Below are 20,490 nucleotides of genomic sequence, written 5' to 3'. Positions count from 1 at the left end.
CGCCACCCGGGGGTGCCGCGGTCCGTCGCGTTCGCGGCTGCGGCACCGTCGTGTCCCGCCCCCCGTGGCGGACCCGTGTGTCGATACGGCCCCGCGCCCTGAGTGCGTTGCCCCTAGGGGCGTTCTCTAGCAGGCCTTCTTCGAGGCCGCCGGGCTCGGCTGCGGGGCCGCCAGCTTCGCCAGTGCCTTCTCCGCGTCCGTCTTCGTCGTCAGGTTCTTGAACGACGTGCCGATGATCAGGTCGACCTCGGTTCCCTTGCGGGCCTCGTCGGTGCGGCGCTCGGCGGTGGTGAGCTGGGTCGCGAGGACGGGCAGCGAGGTGTCCAGGGCCGAAGCGGGGCCGAGCAGCAGCCCCGTGCCCTTGACCTTCTTGTCGTACTCCTTCGTCGCGTTGCCCACCTCGCCGATCTTGAAGCCGCGCTTCTTCAGCTCGTCGGCGGTCTTCTTCGCGAGGCCGCTGACGGGCGTGGCGTTGAGCACGTTGACGGTGATCTGGCCCGGCTTGGGCAGGGCGGCGGGGCTCGCGCCGGCCGACGGCGTGGCCCGGGTGGCGCAGTCCGCCTTCGGGCCGGCCGCCGAGGCCTTCTCCCCGCCGCCGGTGAAGACGTCGACGAGCTGGAGCGTGCCCCAGCCGACGACGCCGAGCACGGTGACGGAGGCGACGGCCAGAAGCACCAGCCTGCCGCGCCGCCGGGGACGGCGCATGCGCGGGTACTTGTCCCCCGTGATCCGGTATTGGCCGCCCATGCCGGGGGGAGTCAGCATGCTCATGGGCGCAGCGTAATGCGCCGGGGCGGTGATGCCTACTAGATGATCATTCGACGCCGGGCAGGAGAACCCAAAAGGGCCAACCCTTCACCGGACGGACACTCGATCGCGCCGATCGGCCGTGCGGGAGGCCGGTCCGGCGGGTCAGTCCAGTTCGAGCACGCGCGCGTGCAGCACCTGGCGCTGCTGGAGCGCGGCGCGCACGGCCCGGTGCAGGCCGTCCTCCAGGTACAGGTCGCCCTGCCACTTCACGACATGCGCGAACAGGTCGCCGTAGAAGGTGGAGTCCTCGGCGAGCAGGGTTTCCAGGTCGAGCTGGCCCTTGGTCGTCACGAGCTGATCGAGGCGGACCGGGCGCGGCGCGACGTCCGCCCACTGCCGGGTGCTCTCCCGGCCGTGGTCGGGGTACGGCCGGCCGTTTCCGATGCGCTTGAAGATCACACGGAAAGCCTACCGGTCCAGACGTTCCGGGCGCAGCCATGGCGACGGAGTGCGACGCTGGAAAAGATGTTGTAAATCGGGGCGAATCGGAACAGGTGCCTGAGATGAGTGAGCGCGAAACCATGCCGCCGGCCACCGTTCCCGAGAAGCCCGGGAGCGCACCGGCCCTGCCGAAGGAGGCCCTGGAGATCGCCTCCGGGTACGCCTTCGCCGGGCCCGCGCTCGATCTCGGCGCCCTGCTGTGGGACGGCCGGTGCCTGGCCGACGCGCGGATCCGGGTGCCGCTGCCGATGCTCAACCGGCACGGCCTGGTCGCCGGCGCCACCGGCACCGGCAAGACCAAGACCCTCCAGCTGATCGCCGAGCAGCTCTCGGCGCAGGGCGTGCCGGTCTTCCTCGCCGACATCAAGGGGGACCTGTCGGGGATCTCGGCACCGGGGCAGCAGGGCGAGAAGGTCTCCGCGAGGGCCTCGGAGGTGCATCAGCGATGGACTCCGACCGGCTTCCCCGCCGAGTTCTACGCCCTCGGCGGACTCGGTGACGGCATCCCGCTGCGGGCCACGATCACCAGCTTCGGTCCCGTCCTGCTGTCGAAGGTCCTCCAGCTGAACCGGACCCAGGAGCAGTCCCTCGGCCTGATCTTCCACTACGCCGACACCAAGGGCCTGGAGCTGGTCGACCTCAAGGACCTCAGGGCGGTCGTCGCCTTCCTGACGTCGGACGAGGGCAAGGCCGAGCTGAAGGGCATCGGCGGTCTGTCGACGGCGACGGCCGGGGTCATCCTGCGTTCGCTCACCGCGTTCGAGGCGCAGGGCATGGGCGCCTTCTTCGGGGAACCGGAGTTCGACACGGCCGAGTTCCTGCGGACGGCGCAGGACGGGCGGGGCATGGTGTCGGTGCTGGAGCTGGCCGCCGTGCAGGACCGGCCGCAGCTGTTCTCCACCTTCCTGATGTGGCTGCTCGCCGATCTCTTCCACGATCTGCCCGAGGTCGGTGACGCCGACAAGCCGAAGCTGGTGTTCTTCTTCGACGAGGCGCATCTGCTGTTCCACGACGCCTCGAACGCGTTCCTGGACTCCATCACGCAGACCGTGCGGCTCATTCGCTCGAAAGGGGTCGGCGTCTTCTTCGTCACGCAGACCCCGAAGGACGTACCCGGCGACGTCCTCGCCCAGCTCGGCAACCGCGTCCAGCACGCCCTGCGCGCCTTCACCCCCGACGACCAGAAGGCGCTGAAGGCCACGGCGAAGACCTTCCCGAACAGCGCGTACGACCTGGAGGAGCTGCTCACCGGGCTCGGCACCGGCGAGGCCGTCGTCACCGTGCTCAGCGAGAAGGGCGCCCCGACCCCGGTCGCCGCGACCCGGCTGCGGGCGCCCGAGTCCCTGATGGCGCCGGTGCCGTTGGCGGAGGCGGTGCGCCGGTCGCCGCTCTACGAGCGGTACGCGCAGGCCGTCGACCGTGAGTCGGCGTACGAGAGGCTCCAGCGGCCCCCCGCGGGCAAGGGTCCGGACGAGATGCGGGCCCGCGCCCCGAAGGCCACCCCTGAGCCCAAGGACGAGCCCTCGATGGTCGAACAGGTCGTCGGCAGCGGCATGTTCAAGTCGCTCGCCCGCTCCATCGGCACCCAGATCGGGCGGGAGATCACCCGCTCGGTCTTCGGCACGGCTCGGCGGAGGCGGTAGGCCGCCTCCGCCTGGCGCTCAGCGGTTCTGTTCCTTCTGGGGCCGCTCGTCCCGCTTGACCTGCGGCTTCGGCGTGCTCCGGGCGGCCTCGGCACGCACCAGGGCGCGCAGGACGGCGTAGGGGTCGACGGGCATGGGGGTGCTCCTCGTGTCGTACTGACGGATGGACCGGTGGGGACCGGTTCCGTCAGCAGCGCAGGACCACTGAGCGCCGGGCCGGCGGGGTGTGGGGGACCGGCTCCGAACAGGGCACCGCCGTCCGGGGACGCGATGCGGGACGCGGGGGTACGGCGTCCGGGCGGTGCGCGCGGCGGGCGGCGGCCGGGCGCGGGGCGGCGTCCACGGCGTCGTACTCGATGAACTCGACGGCCGCCGCGGCCGGCGCCATGGGCGTCGCGGCCGGGGCCGCCGGGGTGCACAGGGCGAGCAGCAGTACGAACGCCCGCAGCCAGGCGCGGCCGCGTGGGAGGCTTCGTGCAGTGCTCATGGAAGGTCACCTCCCCGGCGGGGCCGCGCCGTTCATCGCGCCGCGCCCGAGATCCGCCCGCTCGGCGTACCGGTGCCGGTCACAGCTCGTGCGGGACCTGTCGGGCCCGGCCGCGGATGCCCACCGCGCTGACGATCTCGACGACGCCGACGACGATCAGCCAGACCCCGCCGACGACGGTCAGGACGAAGACCGACTCGAAGGGGGAGACGATCAGCACGACGCCGCCGAGGAACGTGACGATGCCGAGGAAGATCTGCCAGCCGCGGGCGGGCATCGAGGCGTCGGAGGCGGCGGCCAGGGTCTGGGTGATGCCGCGGATCAGCCAGCCGATGCCGATCCACAGGGCGAGCAGCAGCAGCGACTGCATGGGGCCGCGGAAGCAGAACAGGCCGAGCAGGATCGACAGGGCGCCGCTGACGAACCCCAGGACCCGCAGCGAGGTCGTCTTGTGCGTGCCGAAGGCGGAGACGAGCTGGAAGACCCCGCTGACCAGGAGGTAGAGCCCGAACAGCACGCCGGTCGCGCGCAGGGTCGAGCCCGGCCAGATCAGCACCAGCACGCCCAGGATCAGCGACGCGATGCCGGTGACCAGCACGATCTGCCAGGCGGCCTGGGACAGGGCGTGCAGGGGCCCCTCGAAGGGCGGCTCGGGCTCGTGGCCGTCGCGCGGGGCGCGCTGCTGCGCGTGAACCTTGCGGTCGTCGTACTCCGGGCCCCAAGCGGAGCCGGACGGTGCCTCGGTCATGGTTCATGGTTGGACCGGGCGAGCGACGACCGCCATCCGGGGACGGCCGATCGGCTTACTTCTTCGCGGCCTTCGCCGCCGCCTTCATCTCCTGCTTGTGCGCCCGCACCTTCGCCAGGGACTCCGGTCCCGTGATGTCAGCGACCGAGCGGAAGGACTCCGCCTCGCCGTACGCACCCGCCGCCTCGCGCCAGCCCTTCGGGGCAACGCCGAGCTGCTTGCCGAGCAGGGCCAGGAAGATCTGGGCCTTCTGCTTGCCGAAGCCGGGCAGTTCCTCCAGGCGCCGGAGCAACTCCTTGCCGTCGGTCACGCCCTTCCAGACCAGCTCGGCGTTGCCGTCGTAGTGCTCGACCAGGTACTGGCACAGCTGCTGGACGCGCTTGGCCATGGACCCCGGGTAGCGGTGCACGGCCGGCTTGTCCGAGAGCACGGCGGCGAAGGCCTCCGGGTCCTGCGCGGCGATCTCGTGCGCGTCCAGATCGTCCGCGCCGAGCCGGTCGGCGATCGTGCGGGGACCCTTGAACGCCCACTCCATCGGGACCTGCTGATCCAGCAGCATCCCGACCAGCGCGGCGAGCGGACTGCGCCCGAGCAGCGCGTCGGCCTCGGGATCCTGGGCGAGGTGAAGGGTGACGTCCATGGGTCGATGATCCCGCGTACCGGCTCAGGTCGCGCGCCAGTACCCCAGCGCGTGCAGCCGGTCCTTGGCGACGGCCAGATCCTTGCGGACGTACGCCGACAGGGTCCGGGTCGTCAGTGTGTCGCAGGCGATCCAGACGTACGGCTGCCGCGTGCCCTTCAGCAGGTCCGGGAGGTCGGCGCGGACGGCGTCGACGAGCTGGTGGCGGGCGACCGTGCGGACGTCGTGGCGGGAGGGGTCACCGCGGAACGGCAGGCCGTCCAGGGACCCCTCGAACCAGATGGTCGCCGGGGCCGAACCCAGCTCGGCGAGCAGGGAGTTGAGCGCGGGCAGCGAAGCCGGGTCGGCCATCGCGAAGAGGTGCGAGGGCTCGGGCCGGGGATGCTGGAAGCCCGTGCCCTGGACCGTCGCCTCGATGGTGCTCCCGGCCTTCGCCGCCCGCGCCCAGTCACTGGCGCGCCCCTCGTGGAGCGCGAACTCGAGGCTGAAGGTGCCGGCCTCGGGGTCGGGGTCGACCAGCGTGTACGCCCGCTGGTGCGGCTTGCCGCCGTTCTCGAACCACAGCCGGACCCACATCGTCGGGTGGACCCCGGTGGCCGCGAGCATCCCGCCGTCGGTGAGGTGCAGCCGCCGGTAGTCGGAGGAGACGTCCTCGGCGCCGGTGACCGTGAACTCGAAGTCCTTGGCGCCCATCAGTTTCAGGACCGTGCCCTGCCAACCGTGCCCCTGCCCCATCGCGTCTTCACCCTTCGCGTACTATTCCGCCACGAATAACTTAGGCAAGGCTAACCTAAAGCACATCGCAAGCACAGGAGGGTGGCAGGTGACCGCCGAGATCTACCGCGACGCCTGGGGCATCCCGCATCTTCGCGCGGACGACGTGGGCGAACTCGCCCGGGCCCAGGGCCGCGTGACCGCCCTCGACCGGGCCTGGCAACTGGAGGTGGAGCGGCGCCGCGCCCAGGGCACCTCGGCCGCCCTCCTCGGCCCGGACTCCCTGCCCTGGGACCACTTCGTCCGCCGGGCCAGGCTCGACGACACCGCCCGCCGCTGCTGGGCCGAGCTGGAACGCCGGGACACGGAGACGGCCGACTGGATCCGCTCGTACGTCGAAGGCGTCAACGAAGGCCTCGCGGAGGCGACTCTGCCGCTCGGCGCCCCCGGTCGCTGGGAGCCCTGGACCCCGCTCGGCGTCTGGCTCGGCATCCACATCCTGTTCGCGGGGTTCCCGGCCAAGCTCTGGCGTGAGCAGGCGGTCCGGCACCTCGGCGAGGAGGCCGTCGGGCTGTTCGCCATCGACGGTCCCGGGACCTCCGGCAGCAACGGCTGGCTGGTGAGCGGCGAGCGCACGGTCTCCGGGCAGCCCATCGTCGCCGGCGACCCGCACCGGTTCATCGAGGACGCCGGCGTCTATCAGCAGATCCACCTCTCCTGCCCCGAGTTCGACGTCGTCGGCCTCGCCGTCCCCGGTGTCCCCGGCATCGCCCACTTCGGTCACACCGGCTCGGTCGCCTGGGCCATCACCAACGCCATGGCCGACTACCAGGACCTGTACCGGGAGCGGCTGCGCCGCACCGGCGCGGGCGTGGAGGCCCTCGGCCCCGACGGCGTCTGGCACCGGGCCGCCCGGCACACCGAGACGATCGAGGTCGCGGGCGAGGACCCGGTCGAGGTCGAGGTCATCGAGACCGAACGCGGCCCGGTGGTCGTCGGCGGCCCCGAGGGCCTGTACGACGGCTCGGACGCCGAGTGCTCCGTCAGCCTCCGCTACCCGCCCCGCGTCACCGGCGACCTCGGCTTCAGCGCGCTCCTCCCCCTCCTCCGGGCCCGCCGGGTGGCCGACGTCGACCGGGCCTTCGACCACTGGACCGAGCCCGTCAACGTCGTCCAGGCCGCCGACACCGAGGGCGGCCTCCTGCACCGCGTCGCCGGGAAGGTGCCGCTGCGCTCCGAGGCCAACCGCACCCGTCTCGTCCCCGCCTGGGAACCCGGCCACGAATGGCGGGGCTGGCACGAGACGCCGTACGGCGAACTCGCCGACGGGGTCGCGGTGATGGCCAACCAGCGCGGCCCCGCCGCGCCCCTCGGCGTCGAGTTCGCCCCGCCGCACCGCGCCGACCGCATCGCCGAACTGCTCGCCGCCCGGCGCCGGTGGTCGCCCGACGACATGCCCGCGATCCACACCGACACCCACCTCGCCTCCGCCGCCCCCCTGATGGACCACCTGGCCGCCCTCGACGGCCTCTCCCCCGAGGCGGCCCGCGTCCGCGCGACGCTCCTGGCGTGGGACCGCCGCATGGACGCGGACAGCGGACCCGCCGCCCTCTACGCGGCGGTGCGCGGAGCCGTCGTACGCCACCTGGCGGCGCACCCCGCCTTCGCCGCGCTGACCAGGCTCCCCGCCTACCCCGAAGTCCTGCTCCCCTGGCTCGCCCTCGTCCCGCGCATCGGCTTCGCCCTCGAACACCTGCTGCGCGCGGAGGAGCTGTACGGCGTCGACCGGCCGGAGGCCGTGCGGGCCGCGCTGGAGGAGGTGGCCGCCGATCCGCCGCGGGGCGTGTGGGGCGACACCCACGTCCTCGCCCCCTGGCGGGCTCTCCCCGCCGAGTACGACGAGCCCGGACTCTCCGGCGACCACGACTGCGTGCTGTGCACCTCCGCCGTCCCCGGTATCACCGACCGCGCCGCCCGCGGCCCCGCCGCCCGGTACGTCTGGGACCTGGCCGACCGCGAACAGAGCCTGTGGGTCGTGCCGTTCGGCGCCTGCGGGGTGCCGGGCACCCCCCACCAGCGTGACCAACTGCCCCTGTGGACCAGGGGAGACCTGGTCCCCGTCGTCACGGACTTCGACCGACTGGAGAAAGAGACCGATGTCTGAGCCCCGCCCCACGGTGTACGAACAGCCGGTCGACGGCTTCGGCACGGTCCGCGTCCGGCGCCTCGGCCCGCGGGCCGACGCCGAGGTCGTGCACGCCTGGGTCAGCGAGGAACGCGCCTCCTTCTGGGGCATGAACGGCCTCAGCAGGGAGCAGGTCGCCGAGATCTACGCCCACTTGGACACCCTCGACACCCACCACGCCTACCTGATCGAGCGGGACGGCGACCCCGTCGCCCTGCTCCAGACCTACGAGCCCGAGGCCGACCGGGTGAGTGAGTGCTACGAGGTCGAGCCCGGCGACATCGGCGTCCACCTGCTCCTCGCGCCCGCCGGTCCGGAGGGCGGCCGCCCCGGCTGGACGTCCGCGCTGGTCGCGGTGATCTCCTCGTACGTCCTGATCGGTCTCGACCGGCAGCGGGTCGTGGTGGACCCCGACGTGGCCAACGAGAAGGCCGTCGCCCGCTTCCTGCGGCAGGGCTTCGAGCCCGGCCCGGTCGTCACCCTGCCCGAGATCGACATCCCGGACGTGTACCTGCCGGAGAAGAAGGCCCAACTCGCCTTTCTGCGGCGGGAGGTAGCCTTCCCCGGGTGACCCCGGAAGACCTCGTCGCCCACTACGGCCTGGAGCCCATACCGCGCGAGGGCGGGCTGTTCCGCCAGACCTGGGCGGGCGCCCCGCGCCCGGACGGCCGCCCGACAGGCACCGCCATAGTCGCCCTGCTCACCGCCGAGCCGGGCGACTTCTCGGCGCTGCACCGGCTGACCGCCGACGAGGTCTGGCACTTCTACCTGGGCGATCCCCTGGAGATGCTCCTGCTGGAACCCGACGGCGGCTCCCGCACAGTGACGCTCGGCCCGGCGCTGCTGACCGGCCAGCACCCCCAGCTGACGGTCCCCGCCGGCACCTGGATGGGCGCCAGGGTCGTGGCGGGCGGCACGTGGTCGTTCTTCGGTACGACGATGGCGCCCGGCTTCACCTACGAGGACTACGAGCACGGCGACGCGGAGGAACTGACCGCCCGCTATCCCCAGGAGGCCGCGCGGATCATGGAACTGTGCCGTCCATGAAGCTGCTCGAGGGCCAGGTCGCCCTGATCACCGGAGCCGGCGGCGGCATCGGCCGGGGCATCGCCCTGCGCTTCGCCGAGCAGGGCGCCGCGGTGGCCCTGCACGCCCGTACCTCGGTGGAGTCCGCGCGTGAAGTGGCCGCCGAGATCGGTGAGTCGGTCGTCCTGCGCGGGGACCTGACCGTCGAGGAGGAGTGCCGTCGGGTGGTGCGCGAGGCCGCGGAGTGGGGCGGCGGACGCCTCACGGCGCTGGTCAACAACGCGGGCGCGCAGCCGGTGCGGGAACTGCGGGGAATGACGGCCGCCGAGTGGCGAGCGGTCCTGGACGCCAACCTGACGAGCGTCTTCGCCTGCACCCAGGCGGCGGCGGAGATCATGCGCGGGCAGGACGGCGGCGGTTCGGTGACCCACATCGCCTCGGTGGAGGCCCGGCTCCCGGCCGAGGGCCACGCGCACTACGCCGCCTCGAAGGCGGCGGTGGTGATGCACGCCCGCTCCGCGGCCCTGGAGTACGGTCCCGTGGGCATCCGCGTCAACACGGTCTCGCCCGGCCTGATCGAACGCGACGGCCTGGCCGAGGCGTGGCCCGAGGGTGTACGACGATGGCGGCGGGCCTCGGCCCTGGGGCGGCTCGGGCGCCCGGAGGACGTGGGCGACGCCTGCGTGTTCCTGGCGTCCTCCCTGGCCTCCTGGATCACCGGGCACGATCTGGTGGTGGACGGGGGAGCGATCGCCAGGCCGACGTGGTGAGCGGTGCGCGGCCGCCGTACGTACGTAAGCGCGTGGCCGAGACCGGGGAAGACGGAGAGACGACGTGGTCCGAGGGCGGGGAGTTCAAGGGCTGGTGCTGCTGGCGGCCCTGCTGGTCCTGCTCGTCCTCGGCGGCGCGGGCACGGCTTCGGCGCACGCGGCCCTCCGGGGCACCGACCCCGACGACGGAGCCGTCCTGCGAACGGCCCCCCGTCACCTCACCCTGACCTTCACGGAGTCGGTCGGCCTGCTCGACGACTCCGTCCGCGTCCTGGGACCGGACGGCAGACGCCTGGAGCTGGACGACGCGGACCACGCGGACTCCGCCGCCACGGCCCGGGTGTCCATGCCGTCCCGCATGGCCGAGGGCACCTACACGGTGGCCTGGCGAGTGGTGTCCGCGGACAGCCACCCGGTCTCGGGCGCGTTCACCTTCTCGGTGGGCAAGCCCTCCGCGACCCCGGTCGCCGTGGACACGGGCCCGGCGGAGAACCCGGCCACCGCCGCCCTCCACAAGATCGCCCGCTATCTGGCGTACCTGGCGGCGTGCCTGCTCATCGGCACGGCCGCCTTCATCGTGGTGTGCCGGCCTCCCGAGCCGGAGGCCCTGCGCAGACCGCTCCTCGTCGGCTGGTGGACCCTCCTCGCCACGACGGTGGCTCTGCTGGTGCTGAGGGCGCCGTACGAGTCGGGGGAGGGACCGGCGGCGGCCCTGGACGGGGAGGCCTTCGAACGCACGCTGACGGGCAGGCCGGGACTGGCCCTGCTGGCGAGGGCGGCCTTGCTGCTGCTGGCGGTGCCTGTGCTCACGCGGCTCGGAAGTTCCGCCAAGGGGCATTGGCGCCGCACCGCCCCACCGGCGCTCCTCGGTACCGCACTGGCTCTGACCTGGGCCGCGTCGGACCACGCCTCCGCGGGGATCCAGGTCCCCGTGGCCATCGCCTCCACCACCCTCCACCTCCTCGCCACGGCGATATGGCTGGGCGGCCTCATAGCCCTCCTGATCACCCTGTACCGCGCGAAGCCGACCCCCGCCACCGTCGACCGCTTCTCCCGGCTCGCCCTCACCTCCGTGACCGTCCTGGTCATCACCGGCACCTACCAGTCCTGGCGAGGCCTGGGCGCCTGGGACACGCTCACCGGCACGACGTACGGCAGACTGCTGATCCTCAAGCTGGCAGCGGTGGCCCTCCTCCTGGCAGCCGCGGCCGTGTCCCGCCGTTGGAGGGCCCGCCGCCCCCTCCGCCGATCCGTTCTCGCCGAGGTCGCCACCGGCGTGGTCGTCCTGGTGATCACGACCGTCCTGACCAGTACCCTCCCCGGAAGAGCCGCGGCGGAGGCGAAGGAACCCGCACCCCCCGCCGGCGGCACGGTCTCCGTCACCGTCCCCTTCGACGTCGGCACCCCCGGCGGCACCGGCAAGGTCGAGCTCACCCTGGACCCCGGCCGGGTCGGCGACAACTCGCTCCAGGCGGTGGTGCTCGGGCCGGACGGCGGTCTGTCCGCGGTTCCCGAGCTGCGCGTCACCTTCACGCTCCCCGCCCAGGACGTCGGCCCCCTCGACGCCGAGCTGAAGGACCAGGGCGGCTACTGGGCGAACAGCTTCGTCAACCTCCCCCTGGCCGGCACCTGGACCATGAGGATCACGGTCCGCACCTCGGAGATCGACCAGGTGAGCATGGAGCGCCGCGTCCAGGTGCGCTGAGCCCGGCGGTCCGGGCGGCCTCAGTGATACGCGTGGACGACGGCGTGCCCCTTGCCGCGGCCGATCATCCACTTGTTGACCGGCGTGGTGATCACGAAGGCGACGGCGAAGCCGCCCAGGAGGGCCGACCAGAACAGTCCGTCGTCGAGATGGGCCTCCATGGCGCCGGGGGTGAGGGCGATGATCGCGTTGTCCACGAACTCCATCACGGCGATGGAGACGGTGTCGGCGGCCAGGGCGACCTTGATGGCGGACTTGAAGTCCAGCCCGGCCCGGCGGACCGCGAAGAGGGTGAACGAGTACCCGAAGAGGAACGCCAGGGTGATCGCCAACACCATGGTCGGCGCGTTCGCCCACCCCAGCGCGGTCCCGATCACCATGCCGAGAATCTCGCCGATGGCACACCCGGTGAGGCAGTGGAGCGTGGCCTTGACGGCCATGGACCAGGAGGCACCGGAGGCGTGACCGCCATGGCCGGCATGCGCTGCGTGGTCGTGCGCGGCTTCGGTGTGGTGAGCGCTGTGTTCCATGACTACGGTCCCCAATCCCCTGTGAGGTGCGAGCCCCGAGTTCCTGGGCTTACTGCGCTCAACCATATACCCCAGGGGGGTATTCCGGAAGGAGTGACTGAATGACGGAGAGTCACCGCTCTTCACGACTCCCCCCTACTGAGGCAGGCGTAAGCGGGCGGCACGAGGGCCGCGCGCCGCTGACACGAAGGGGTCCCGCGGTCATGCTCCGCCTGGAGACCGGCGCCGCTGGACCGCGAGAGAGGGGAGTGGGATGCAGCCCTGGCTTCGGCAAGGCATCTTCCAGGGGACCGAACTACGAGGGCATCTGGAAGCCCTGAAACGACTCCAGCCGGAGCCCCAGGACGTCTACGCCCACGAGTACCTCTACGGCTGCCTGAGCGTCCTGGACTCCAAGGCCCAGGTGCTGCTGGCCTATGACGGCTTCCTGGTGGCCGCCGCGTCCGTGGTGCTGGCCGTCCCGGCGGGCGCTCCCGGCGCCACGCCGCTCCTGGCGGCGGCACTCGTGGCGAGCGGCCTCTCCGGAGCGCTCAGCCTGACGGTCGTCTCGGTGCACTGGACGGACACCTACGACCTGCAGCACCCGCACGAGATCTTCCCCAGGCTGCTCGAGGTGCGCAATCGCCGGACGCTCAGTTACCGGATCTCGTGGTGCATCGCGCAGCTCGCGTCGCTGCTGCTGGTCTGTGGTGTCCTCCTCAGCCTGCTCGGCTGACCGGCGGGACGGACAACGTCGAAGGGCCCCACTGCGAACAGTGGGGCCCTTCGACATCGTGCCCGGTGAGGCACTGGCGGAGGATACGAGATTCGAACTCGTGAGGGGTTGCCCCCAACACGCTTTCCAAGCGTGCGCCCTAGGCCTCTAGGCGAATCCTCCGCTCGGAACATTACATGACCGAGAGGTGTGCTCGCGAACTCGTTCCCACCCGCTGACGTCGGGTACTCTGTGCGGAGCCCCTCACGCGGCGCTATCTGACTGAACTCCCCCAGGGCCGGAAGGCAGCAAGGGTAGGTTGGCTCTGGCGGGTGCGTGGGGGGCGCTTGCGTTCCCGTGGGTCGGGTTGTCAGTGGGCGCCTATAACCTCGTAGGCGTGTCGTCTCTCGCGCTGTACCGCCGCTATCGCCCGGAGTCGTTCGCCGAGGTCATCGGGCAGGAGCATGTCACCGACCCGTTGCAGCAGGCGCTGCGGAACAACCGGGTCAATCACGCGTACCTGTTCAGCGGTCCGCGCGGTTGCGGCAAGACGACCAGCGCCCGGATCCTCGCCCGCTGCCTGAACTGTGAGCAGGGTCCCACGCCCACCCCGTGCGGCGAGTGCCAGTCCTGCCAGGACCTGGCCAGGAACGGACCCGGTTCCATCGACGTCATCGAGATCGACGCCGCTTCTCATGGTGGTGTCGACGACGCCCGTGAGCTGCGCGAGAAGGCGTTCTTCGGGCCCGCGAGCAGCCGGTACAAGATCTACATCATCGACGAGGCCCACATGGTCACGTCGGCCGGCTTCAACGCCCTGCTGAAGGTCGTCGAGGAACCCCCGGAGCACCTCAAGTTCATCTTCGCCACCACCGAGCCCGAGAAGGTCATCGGGACCATCCGGTCGCGGACCCACCACTACCCCTTCCGGCTCGTCCCCCCGGGCACCCTGCGGGAGTACCTCGGCGAGGTGTGCGGCAAGGAGAACATCCCGGTCGAGGACGGCGTGCTGCCGCTCGTCGTGCGGGCCGGCCAGGGCTCCGTGCGTGACTCCATGTCCGTCATGGACCAGCTCCTCGCCGGAGCGCGGGAGGAGGGTGTGACGTATGCCATGGCCACCTCCCTTCTCGGCTACACCGACGGTTCGCTCCTCGACTCCGTCGTCGAGGCCTTCGCCACCGGTGACGGGGCCGCCGCCTTCGAGGTCGTCGACCGGGTCATCGAGGGGGGCAACGACCCGCGTCGCTTCGTCGCCGACCTGCTGGAGCGGCTGCGGGACCTCGTCATCCTCGCCGCCGTCCCGGACGCCGTGGAGAAGGGGCTCATCGACGCTCCCGCCGATGTCCTGGAGCGCATGCAGGCCCAGGCCGGCACCTTCGGCGCCGCCGAGCTCAGCCGCGCCGCCGACCTCGTCAACGACGGTCTGACCGAGATGCGGGGAGCCACCTCGCCCCGGCTCCAGCTCGAACTGATCTGCGCGCGCGTCCTGCTGCCCGCCGCCTACGGCGACGAGCGGTCCGTCATGGCCCGGCTGGACCGGCTGGAGCGCGGCGTGAACTTCTCCGGCGGCGGGGGAACCCCGGCCATGGGGTACGTCCCCGGCCCGGAGGCCCATGCCCCGGTAGCCGTGCCCACCGTTGCGCAGGGCGGCGGTCCGGCGGCGGCCCGTGCGGCGGTGCGAGGAGCGGGGGCCCCTGGGAGCCCCGGGAGCCCGAGCGCGCCGCCCGCGCCGCCTGTGCAGCCCGCCCCTGTAGCCGAGCAGCCCCCGGCCCCCGCTCCGACGCCCGCCGAGCCCACCCCGGCCGCCCCACCCGCGCCTGCCGCACCCGTCCCCGCCGCCGCACCCGCCCCCGGCGCCTGGCCCACCGCCACCACCGCCGGCAGCGGTCGCCGTCCCGGCGGCTGGCCCACCGCCACCCCGGCCGGCACTGGAGGCCAGCCCGCACCGAGCGCCCCGACGCCCGCGCCCGCTGCCCAAGCGCCCGCGCCCCAGCCTGCCCCCGGGCCGCCCGCACCCCCCGCGGCCGCCCCCGCGGGCGGAGTCGACCCCCGCATGCTCTGGCCGAACATCCTGGAGGCCGTCAAGAACCGCCGCCGCTTCACCTGGATCCTGCTCAGCCAGAACGCCCAGGTGGCCGGCTTCGACGGCACGACCCTCCAGCTCGGCTTCGTCAACGCCGGCGCCCGTGACAACTTCGCGAGCAGCGGCAGCGAGGACGTCCTGCGTCAGGCGCTCGCCGAGCAGTTCAACGTCCAGTGGAAGATCGAGGCGATCGTCGACCCGTCGGGCGGCGGCGCCGCGCCCCCGCAGGGCGGCTCCTCCGGCTACGGTGGCGGAGGCACCGGCGGCTTCGGCGGAGGCGGCGGTTACGGCGGTGGCGCCCCGGCGTCCCCCGTCCGCCCGGCACCTCCCCAGCCCGCCCCTGCGGCCCCGGCTCCCTCCGCCCCCGCGCCGATGCCCTCCCCGTCCGCCCCCGCGGCCCCGCCCCAGGCGGCCCCCGCCCCTGAGCCGTACCCGGCCCCCGTCGCCCCCGAGGACGACATCCCCGAGGACGACGACCCGGACCTCAACGAGTCGGCCCTCTCCGGCCACGACCTGATCGTCCGGGAGCTGGGCGCGACGGTGGTCGAGGAGTTCACGAACGAGTAGCGAGCCGCGGGCCGCTGGTCGGGAGCCGCCGACTAGCGAGCCGCTAGTCGTGAGTCGGGAGCCGCCGAGCCGCGAGCCGCTGGTCGTCAGTCGTGTGCCGCCGAGCAAGGAGCCGCGAGCCGCGAGCTGAGAGCTGAGAGCAGGGCGCGCGGGACCCCGCCGTACCGCCGACCGCGTACGCCATCACCCCGCCGCCGCCCCGCACACCCCGCACGCTTCGTGCGCTTCGTACGAAAACACAACCCCCGCCGCCCTCCCCCTTCAGCAGCCCGCACAATGCCGCCGCCCCCGCTCCGGTTAGGCTGACCCCCGTGAAGGTCCTCGTCATCGGCAGCGGCGCCCGCGAACACGCCCTGTGCCGCTCCCTGTCCCTCGACCCCGACGTCACCGCGCTGCACTGCGCCCCCGGCAACGCAGGCATCGCCGAGGTCGCCGAGCTGCACCGGGTCGACGCCCTGGACGGCGCCGCCGTCGCCGCGCTGGCGACCGAGCTGGGCGCCGAGCTGGTCGTCGTAGGGCCGGAGGCGCCGCTCGTCGCCGGTGTCGCCGACGCCGTGCGGGAGGCGGGCATCCCGGTCTTCGGCCCCTCCAAGGAGGCCGCGCAGCTCGAGGGCTCCAAGGCCTTCGCCAAGGACGTGATGGCCGGGGCCGGGGTCCCGACCGCGCGGTCGTACGTCTGCACGACGCCCGAGGAGGTCGACGAGGCCCTCGACGCCTTCGGCGCCCCCTACGTCGTCAAGGACGACGGTCTCGCCGCCGGCAAGGGCGTCGTCGTGACCGCCGACCTGGAGGCCGCGAAGGCGCACGCCAACGCGTGTGACCGAGTCGTCATCGAGGAGTTCCTCGACGGCCCCGAGGTCTCCCTCTTCGCCATCACCGACGGCGAGACCGTGGTGCCCCTCCAGCCCGCGCAGGACTTCAAGCGGGCCCTGGACGGGGACGAGGGGCCGAACACCGGCGGCATGGGCGCGTACTCCCCGCTGCCCTGGGCCGACCCGAAGCTGGTGGACGAGGTCATGGAGACCGTCCTCCAGCCGACCGTCGACGAGATGCGCCGCCGGGGCACCCCGTTCTCCGGGCTGCTGTACGCCGGTCTCGCCATCACCTCCCGCGGTGTGCGCGTGATCGAGTTCAACGCCCGCTTCGGCGACCCCGAGACTCAGGTCGTGCTCGCGCGTCTGAAGACGCCGCTCGCCGGGGTCCTGCTGGCCGCCGCCAAGGGCGACCTCGCCGATCTGGCGCCGCTGCGCTGGAGCTCCGACGCCGCGGTCACCGTGGTCGTCGCCTCGCACAACTACCCCGGCACCCCCCGCACCGGCGATCCGATCACCGGCCTCGACGAGGTCGCCGCCCAGGACGCCCCGCACGCGTACGTGCTGCACGCGGGCACCAGGTCCGACGGCGGCGCCGTGGTCAGCGCGGGCGGGCGGGTCCTGTCGGTCACGGCGACCGGCGGCGACCTTGCGCAGGCCCGTGAGCGCGCCTACCGGGCCGTCGCCCGCATCGGCCTCGACGGCTCCCAGCACCGTACGGACATCGCGGCGAAGGCGGCCGCCGAGTAGGCCTGTCGCAGCCGTCCCCGATGAACCCTCCAGGCCCCGGATCCGTCTCAGGAACCGGGGCCTGATGCTTGCCGTCCGTCATCCACCTTTCCCCAGAGCCATTCCATCGAGTGAGCGCTGCCCCATCCGGCTGACGGGGCCCCGCACCCCAACTAGGGTGCGGCGCAAGCGTTCCGGCACTTGGCCCACCGGCATTGCGATGTCGGTGGCGGGTGCCACAGTGGGGGAGTGACCAACACCAGGACAGGTGGGACAGGCAGTGCGGCCGGCACGTGCGGCGCATCGGGGAGGGGGTGAGGTCCGGTCGTGACCGGTATGGGTGTGGAGGCGGGCGCGCAGAGCGCGCGTGCGCGGGCGCTGGCGGTGCTGCGGATCCGCAGCCGGGCCCTGGCCGTGGCCCTGCTGCCCGCGGCGCTCGCCGTGGTGCTGCTGGCCGGCGGTTCGACCGGCCACCTCGTCGGTTCGGGCTGGCACGCCGCCCGCTGGGTGGTGACCTGTGTCGCCGTGCTCGTGCTGCTCGCGGCGGCCGGTATCGCGCTGGTCGTCGCCCGTTCCAGGCCGGCCGTCAGTCCGAGCGTCGCGATCGCGGAGGACTCGGCCCCCGACCTGTACCGGATGGTGCGTGACCTGGCCGACCGGCTCGACGTACCGGCGCCGTCCGCGATAGCGCTCACGCCGGACTGCGACAGCTGGCTGGAGGACCGCACTCACCCGGCCCACGGTCCGCCCGCGCCGGAAAGCCGCGACGAGCTCACGGGCGGCCTGCGCGGCCCCCACCGTCGGGCCACCGCGGCGCCGGTCCTGGTCATCGGCTCGCCGTTCCTGTGGTGGATGCGGGTGGGAGAACTCCGCGCGGTCCTGGCCCCGGTGGTGGCGGGCACGGGCCCGTCCGCCCACCCGGACATAGCCGCGGCCCGCCGTTTCGTACGGGGCCTGGACGCGGCGGTGGCGGTGTCATCGGCGCCCCACCACGGACCCTTGACCCGGACGGCCCTCTCCGGCGTCGGCCGAGTGTCGCGCCTGCTGCTGCGCAGCTGCCGGGAGCACGCGGCGGAGATGGAGCGAGGGGTGGCGGCGGCCGCGGCGGAGCGTGCACAGGCTGTGGATTACGGCCTGCGGATCGTCGCCCAGGAACAGGTGGGGCTGGCCTACGCGGGCTGGGACCGTCTGCTGACCCGGGTGGCCCTCCCGGCCTGGCGGATGGGCCGCTGGCCGTCCCGCCTGGACGCGGGCGTGGTGGCGGCCCTGACGGAACTGTCCCGCCGGGACCGCCTGGCCGAGGGCTTCGCCTCCCGCCTCGGCGAACGCCCGGCCTGCGACCTCCTGGAGGAACCGGGCGCGGTGGACGAGGCGGCGTCGCTCCTCGCCGCCCGTCTGTTCCACGGCGGCCCCGCCGAATCGGGCCCGGACTGGTCCCCCGTGGACTGGCAGGAGTACCCGGAGGAGGTGGTCGACCGCAAGTGGCGCACCGACGCGGCCCGCCTCCACAAGGTGCTGGACACCCTGGGCGTCCGCCGCCCGAGCCCCCGTCCCGACGGGCCCACCCTCTCCCGGGTCCTGGACCACCTGTCGGCGACGGACGCGCCCGCGGCCGCGAGGTCGACGGGCGGGGAGACGGCGAGTTCCACGGACGCATCCGCGCTCCCCGGCGACGAGAGCGCTCCGGGCGACGCGGACGCGCACGCGATGTGGGCCGAAGGCGAGACCGAGGCCGAGAACGAGCGTGCGGCCGCCCTCGCCGCAGGCCTCACCGCCGAACTGGCCCGCGAGGAGGCGAACAGCGCCCCCAGCACCCCGCCCACCCCCGACCCGACCTCCCTCTGGGACGACGGCGCCCTTCCCCTCTTCCCGCTCCAGCCTCCTCGCTCGGCGCGAGAGCTGCTCACCGACCACGTCACCGCGATGGTCTGCTGCGCCGCCATGGACACCGCGGGCGCCACCCCCGGCCTGGACTGGCTCGACGGCCCCACCCTCCTCGTCAACGGAGAGCGCGCCGCCGACCTCACCCCCCGGGTCCTCAGCCTCATCGAGGACGGCGACCCGGCCCCCCTCAAGGCGTGGCTCGTCGAAGCCGGTATACGCCCGGAAAAGCCGGTACGTCTCGTCTGACGGCCCCCACGCCCGGCTCTGACCGGAGCCTCTCATTCCACTTTCGGCCAATTCGCAACGAATAGTGACAGCATGCGTGCGCAATGTGATGTGCTGGGACCGATCGCGCACATGGCAAGGGCTTACGACATCCGGTCGTCACCATCACGCCATACGCGCCAGGCCGACAGGCCACCAACTCGCAGGGCCACGGGGGCATGAGGGAGGGGAGCGACCATGGGGTCGGAGCGGATCCGCCGCTGGGAGTCGGGAGCACTCGCGCACGCCGTCACGGACCCCTTCGGCCAAGGCCCCGTCCCCTGGCTCCGCGGCACGGAGACGTACTTCGACGACACGGGCCAGGTGGTCCCCTGGTACGTCGACACCCAGGACGCCCCGACGTCGTCGTACGAACACCGCGTCCCCCACCCCCGTGCCGGCGCCCGCCGCACCGAGGGCCCCCGCTCCGCCGACGACGTCAACCGTCAGATCAAGGGCTTCACCTCCACCGGCGCGGTCGCCCCCGGCGAGGCCGTCGACTTCCACATCACCGTCGACCCGCCCCAGCAGTTCAGCGTGGACATCTACCGCATCGGCCACTACGGCGGAGACGGCGCCGCGAAGATCACCACCAGCCCGCGGCTCTCCGGCATCGTCCAGCCTCCGCCCCTCACCGCCGACCGCACGGTCTCCTGCCACCACTGGTGGCTCTCCTGGCGGCTGCAGATCCCGTCGTACTGGAGCATCGGCGCGTACGTGGCGGTCCTCACCACCCTCGACGGTTACCGCTCCCACATCCCGTTCACCGTCCGCGACAACCACCCCGCGGATCTGCTGCTGCTCCTGCCCGACATCACCTGGCAGGCGTACAACCTCTACCCGGAGGACGGCCGCACCGGCGCCAGCCTCTACCACGCCTGGGACGACGACGGCCGGCTGCTCGGCGAGGCCGACGCCGCGACGACCGTCTCCTTCGACCGCCCGTACGCGGGCGCGGGCCTGCCCCTCCACGTCGGCCACGCCTACGACTTCATCCGCTTCGCCGAGCGCTACGGCTACGACCTCGCCTACGCCGAAGCCCGGGACCTGCACGCGGGACACGTCGACCCCACCCGCTACCGCGGCCTGGTCTTCCCCGGCCACGACGAGTACTGGTCCCCCCACATGCGCCGCACGGCGGAGCTGGCCAGGGAGAGCGGCACCTCGCTGGTCTTCCTCTCCGCCAACACCATGTACTGGCAGGTGGAGTTGGGCCCCTCCCCGTCCGGTGTCCCCGACCGCCTGCTGACCTGCCGCAAGCGCAGGGGCCCGGGCAGGCCGGTCCTGTGGCGCGAGATCGACCGCCCCGAGCAGCAGCTGGTCGGCATCCAGTACGCGGGCCGGGTCCCCGAGCCCCACCCCCTGATCGTCCGCAACGCCGACCACTGGCTGTGGGCCGCCACCGGCGCCCACGACGGCGACGAGCTCGCCGGCATGGTCGCGGGCGAGGCCGACCGTTACTTCCCGCGCACCGCGCTGCCCGAGCACGAGGAGCGCATCCTGCTGGCGCACTCCCCGTACGCCGACAGCGAGGGCGTCCTGCGCCACCAGGAGACGTCCCTCTACCGCGCCCCCTCCGGCGCCCTGGTCTTCGCGTCCGGCACCTTCGCCTGGTCCCCGGCCCTGGACCGCCCGGGTCACGTCGACACCCGCGTCCAGCGCGCCACCGCCAACCTCCTGGACCGCATCTGCAAGCGTGACTGACCCCACGCCAAGGACTCCGGTGACGGCCCAACAGGACCCCAAGTCCAAGGTCAG

General features: G+C 72.8%; 18 protein-coding genes, 1 tRNA gene and 1 other RNA gene. 12 read left to right on the top strand and 8 right to left on the bottom strand.

From position 1 onward, the window contains the following. Positions 1-126: 126 nt before the first annotated feature. On the bottom strand, positions 127-771 hold the full coding sequence (locus ACWDRW_RS00375; RefSeq protein WP_451717870.1) for a LytR C-terminal domain-containing protein: 645 nt from the start codon (positions 769-771) through the stop codon (positions 127-129). A 141-nt stretch (positions 772-912) separates the two neighbouring features. After that, positions 913-1,209, bottom strand: a complete 297-nt coding sequence (locus ACWDRW_RS00370) for a type II toxin-antitoxin system VapB family antitoxin (RefSeq protein WP_003999914.1) — start codon at positions 1,207-1,209, stop codon at positions 913-915. 104 nt (positions 1,210-1,313) lie between these two features. Here ACWDRW_RS00370 and ACWDRW_RS00365 point away from each other — a divergent pair, with 104 nt between their 5' ends. Next, entirely contained in the window at positions 1,314-2,894 is a 1,581-nt protein-coding gene (locus ACWDRW_RS00365) for a helicase HerA-like domain-containing protein (protein WP_451717868.1), read from the top strand. A gap of 187 nt (positions 2,895-3,081) precedes the next feature. On the opposite strand, the gene ACWDRW_RS00360 is transcribed toward ACWDRW_RS00365, so the two are convergent. The 4 genes from ACWDRW_RS00360 to ACWDRW_RS00345 form a co-directional block, all read right to left on the bottom strand. Next, complete coding sequence (locus ACWDRW_RS00360; protein ID WP_451717865.1) at positions 3,082-3,381, bottom strand: hypothetical protein; 300 nt, start codon at positions 3,379-3,381, stop codon at positions 3,082-3,084. A 79-nt stretch (positions 3,382-3,460) separates the two neighbouring features. Further along, the gene (locus tag ACWDRW_RS00355) at positions 3,461-4,129 is read right to left on the bottom strand and encodes an HdeD family acid-resistance protein (RefSeq protein WP_451717862.1); all 669 of its coding nucleotides are present in this window, start codon (positions 4,127-4,129) and stop codon (positions 3,461-3,463) included. Between the two features lie 55 nt (positions 4,130-4,184). Further along, positions 4,185-4,769: an HhH-GPD-type base excision DNA repair protein gene (locus ACWDRW_RS00350; protein ID WP_451717859.1), complete on the bottom strand. Its 585-nt coding sequence runs from the start codon at positions 4,767-4,769 to the stop codon at positions 4,185-4,187. Positions 4,770-4,793: 24 nt separating this feature from the next. Further along, positions 4,794-5,504, bottom strand: a complete 711-nt coding sequence (locus tag ACWDRW_RS00345; protein ID WP_451717857.1) for a siderophore-interacting protein — start codon at positions 5,502-5,504, stop codon at positions 4,794-4,796. 88 nt (positions 5,505-5,592) lie between these two features. Between ACWDRW_RS00345 and ACWDRW_RS00340 the strand changes: the two genes are divergently transcribed. From ACWDRW_RS00340 to ACWDRW_RS00320, 5 genes are all read left to right on the top strand, one after another. Then, the gene (locus ACWDRW_RS00340; protein ID WP_451717854.1) at positions 5,593-7,647 is read left to right on the top strand and encodes a penicillin acylase family protein; all 2,055 of its coding nucleotides are present in this window, start codon (positions 5,593-5,595) and stop codon (positions 7,645-7,647) included. Next, positions 7,640-8,239 (top strand): GNAT family N-acetyltransferase, encoded by a 600-nt coding sequence (locus tag ACWDRW_RS00335; protein WP_451717852.1) that lies wholly within the window; start codon positions 7,640-7,642, stop codon positions 8,237-8,239. Before ACWDRW_RS00340 ends, ACWDRW_RS00335 begins: the two co-directional genes overlap by 8 nt. Beyond that, positions 8,236-8,715 carry a cupin domain-containing protein gene (locus ACWDRW_RS00330; RefSeq protein WP_451717849.1) on the top strand — a complete coding sequence of 160 codons (480 nt, stop codon included), beginning with the start codon at positions 8,236-8,238 and terminating at the stop codon, positions 8,713-8,715. The genes ACWDRW_RS00335 and ACWDRW_RS00330 overlap by 4 nt, the downstream gene beginning before the upstream one ends. After that, positions 8,712-9,464: an SDR family NAD(P)-dependent oxidoreductase gene (locus tag ACWDRW_RS00325; protein ID WP_451717846.1), complete on the top strand. Its 753-nt coding sequence runs from the start codon at positions 8,712-8,714 to the stop codon at positions 9,462-9,464. The genes ACWDRW_RS00330 and ACWDRW_RS00325 overlap by 4 nt, the downstream gene beginning before the upstream one ends. Before the next feature lie 94 nt (positions 9,465-9,558). Further along, on the top strand, positions 9,559-11,169 hold the full coding sequence (locus ACWDRW_RS00320) for a copper resistance CopC/CopD family protein (RefSeq protein WP_451718649.1): 1,611 nt from the start codon (positions 9,559-9,561) through the stop codon (positions 11,167-11,169). Between the two features lie 20 nt (positions 11,170-11,189). On the opposite strand, the gene ACWDRW_RS00315 is transcribed toward ACWDRW_RS00320, so the two are convergent. Beyond that, entirely contained in the window at positions 11,190-11,699 is a 510-nt protein-coding gene (locus ACWDRW_RS00315; protein ID WP_451717844.1) for a DUF4396 domain-containing protein, read from the bottom strand. Positions 11,700-11,952: 253 nt separating this feature from the next. Between ACWDRW_RS00315 and ACWDRW_RS00310 the strand changes: the two genes are divergently transcribed. Continuing rightward, positions 11,953-12,414, top strand: a complete 462-nt coding sequence (locus ACWDRW_RS00310) for a hypothetical protein (RefSeq protein ID WP_451717841.1) — start codon at positions 11,953-11,955, stop codon at positions 12,412-12,414. A 74-nt stretch (positions 12,415-12,488) separates the two neighbouring features. On the opposite strand, the gene ACWDRW_RS00305 is transcribed toward ACWDRW_RS00310, so the two are convergent. Next, positions 12,489-12,576: transfer RNA gene (locus ACWDRW_RS00305), tRNA-Ser, on the bottom strand. A gap of 72 nt (positions 12,577-12,648) precedes the next feature. On the opposite strand from ACWDRW_RS00305, the gene ffs reads away from it, so the two are divergent. The 5 genes from ffs (at position 12,649) to ACWDRW_RS00280 (ending at position 20,436) form a co-directional block, all read left to right on the top strand. Continuing rightward, positions 12,649-12,747: signal recognition particle sRNA small type (gene ffs, locus ACWDRW_RS00300), an RNA gene on the top strand. A 43-nt stretch (positions 12,748-12,790) separates the two neighbouring features. Continuing rightward, positions 12,791-15,043: a DNA polymerase III subunit gamma and tau gene (locus ACWDRW_RS00295; protein WP_451717838.1), complete on the top strand. Its 2,253-nt coding sequence runs from the start codon at positions 12,791-12,793 to the stop codon at positions 15,041-15,043. Between the two features lie 311 nt (positions 15,044-15,354). Beyond that, on the top strand, positions 15,355-16,605 hold the full coding sequence (purD, locus tag ACWDRW_RS00290) for a phosphoribosylamine--glycine ligase (RefSeq protein WP_451717835.1): 1,251 nt from the start codon (positions 15,355-15,357) through the stop codon (positions 16,603-16,605). Between the two features lie 315 nt (positions 16,606-16,920). Continuing rightward, on the top strand, positions 16,921-18,714 hold the full coding sequence (locus ACWDRW_RS00285) for a hypothetical protein (protein WP_451718646.1): 1,794 nt from the start codon (positions 16,921-16,923) through the stop codon (positions 18,712-18,714). Positions 18,715-18,930: 216 nt separating this feature from the next. Beyond that, positions 18,931-20,436, top strand: a complete 1,506-nt coding sequence (locus tag ACWDRW_RS00280; RefSeq protein WP_451717833.1) for a N,N-dimethylformamidase beta subunit family domain-containing protein — start codon at positions 18,931-18,933, stop codon at positions 20,434-20,436. The last annotated feature ends 54 nt before the right edge of the window (positions 20,437-20,490 follow it).

The sequence above is a fragment of the Streptomyces sp. NPDC003635 genome (assembly GCF_053587635.1).
This window is presented reverse-complemented; position numbering and strand designations above follow the sequence as displayed.

Coding starts and splice junctions, on each gene's coding strand:
- ACWDRW_RS00375 (WP_451717870.1), bottom strand. CDS start 771: ATGAGCATGCTGACTCCCCCCGGCATGGGCGGCCAATACCGGATCACG.
- ACWDRW_RS00365 (WP_451717868.1), top strand. CDS start 1,314: ATGAGTGAGCGCGAAACCATGCCGCCGGCCACCGTTCCCGAGAAGCCC.
- ACWDRW_RS00360 (WP_451717865.1), bottom strand. CDS start 3,381: ATGAGCACTGCACGAAGCCTCCCACGCGGCCGCGCCTGGCTGCGGGCG.
- ACWDRW_RS00355 (WP_451717862.1), bottom strand. CDS start 4,129: ATGACCGAGGCACCGTCCGGCTCCGCTTGGGGCCCGGAGTACGACGAC.
- ACWDRW_RS00350 (WP_451717859.1), bottom strand. CDS start 4,769: ATGGACGTCACCCTTCACCTCGCCCAGGATCCCGAGGCCGACGCGCTG.
- ACWDRW_RS00345 (WP_451717857.1), bottom strand. CDS start 5,504: ATGGGGCAGGGGCACGGTTGGCAGGGCACGGTCCTGAAACTGATGGGC.
- ACWDRW_RS00335 (WP_451717852.1), top strand. CDS start 7,640: ATGTCTGAGCCCCGCCCCACGGTGTACGAACAGCCGGTCGACGGCTTC.
- ACWDRW_RS00325 (WP_451717846.1), top strand. CDS start 8,712: ATGAAGCTGCTCGAGGGCCAGGTCGCCCTGATCACCGGAGCCGGCGGC.
- ACWDRW_RS00315 (WP_451717844.1), bottom strand. CDS start 11,699: ATGGAACACAGCGCTCACCACACCGAAGCCGCGCACGACCACGCAGCG.
- ACWDRW_RS00310 (WP_451717841.1), top strand. CDS start 11,953: ATGCAGCCCTGGCTTCGGCAAGGCATCTTCCAGGGGACCGAACTACGA.
- ACWDRW_RS00285 (WP_451718646.1), top strand. CDS start 16,921: ATGGGTGTGGAGGCGGGCGCGCAGAGCGCGCGTGCGCGGGCGCTGGCG.
- ACWDRW_RS00280 (WP_451717833.1), top strand. CDS start 18,931: ATGGGGTCGGAGCGGATCCGCCGCTGGGAGTCGGGAGCACTCGCGCAC.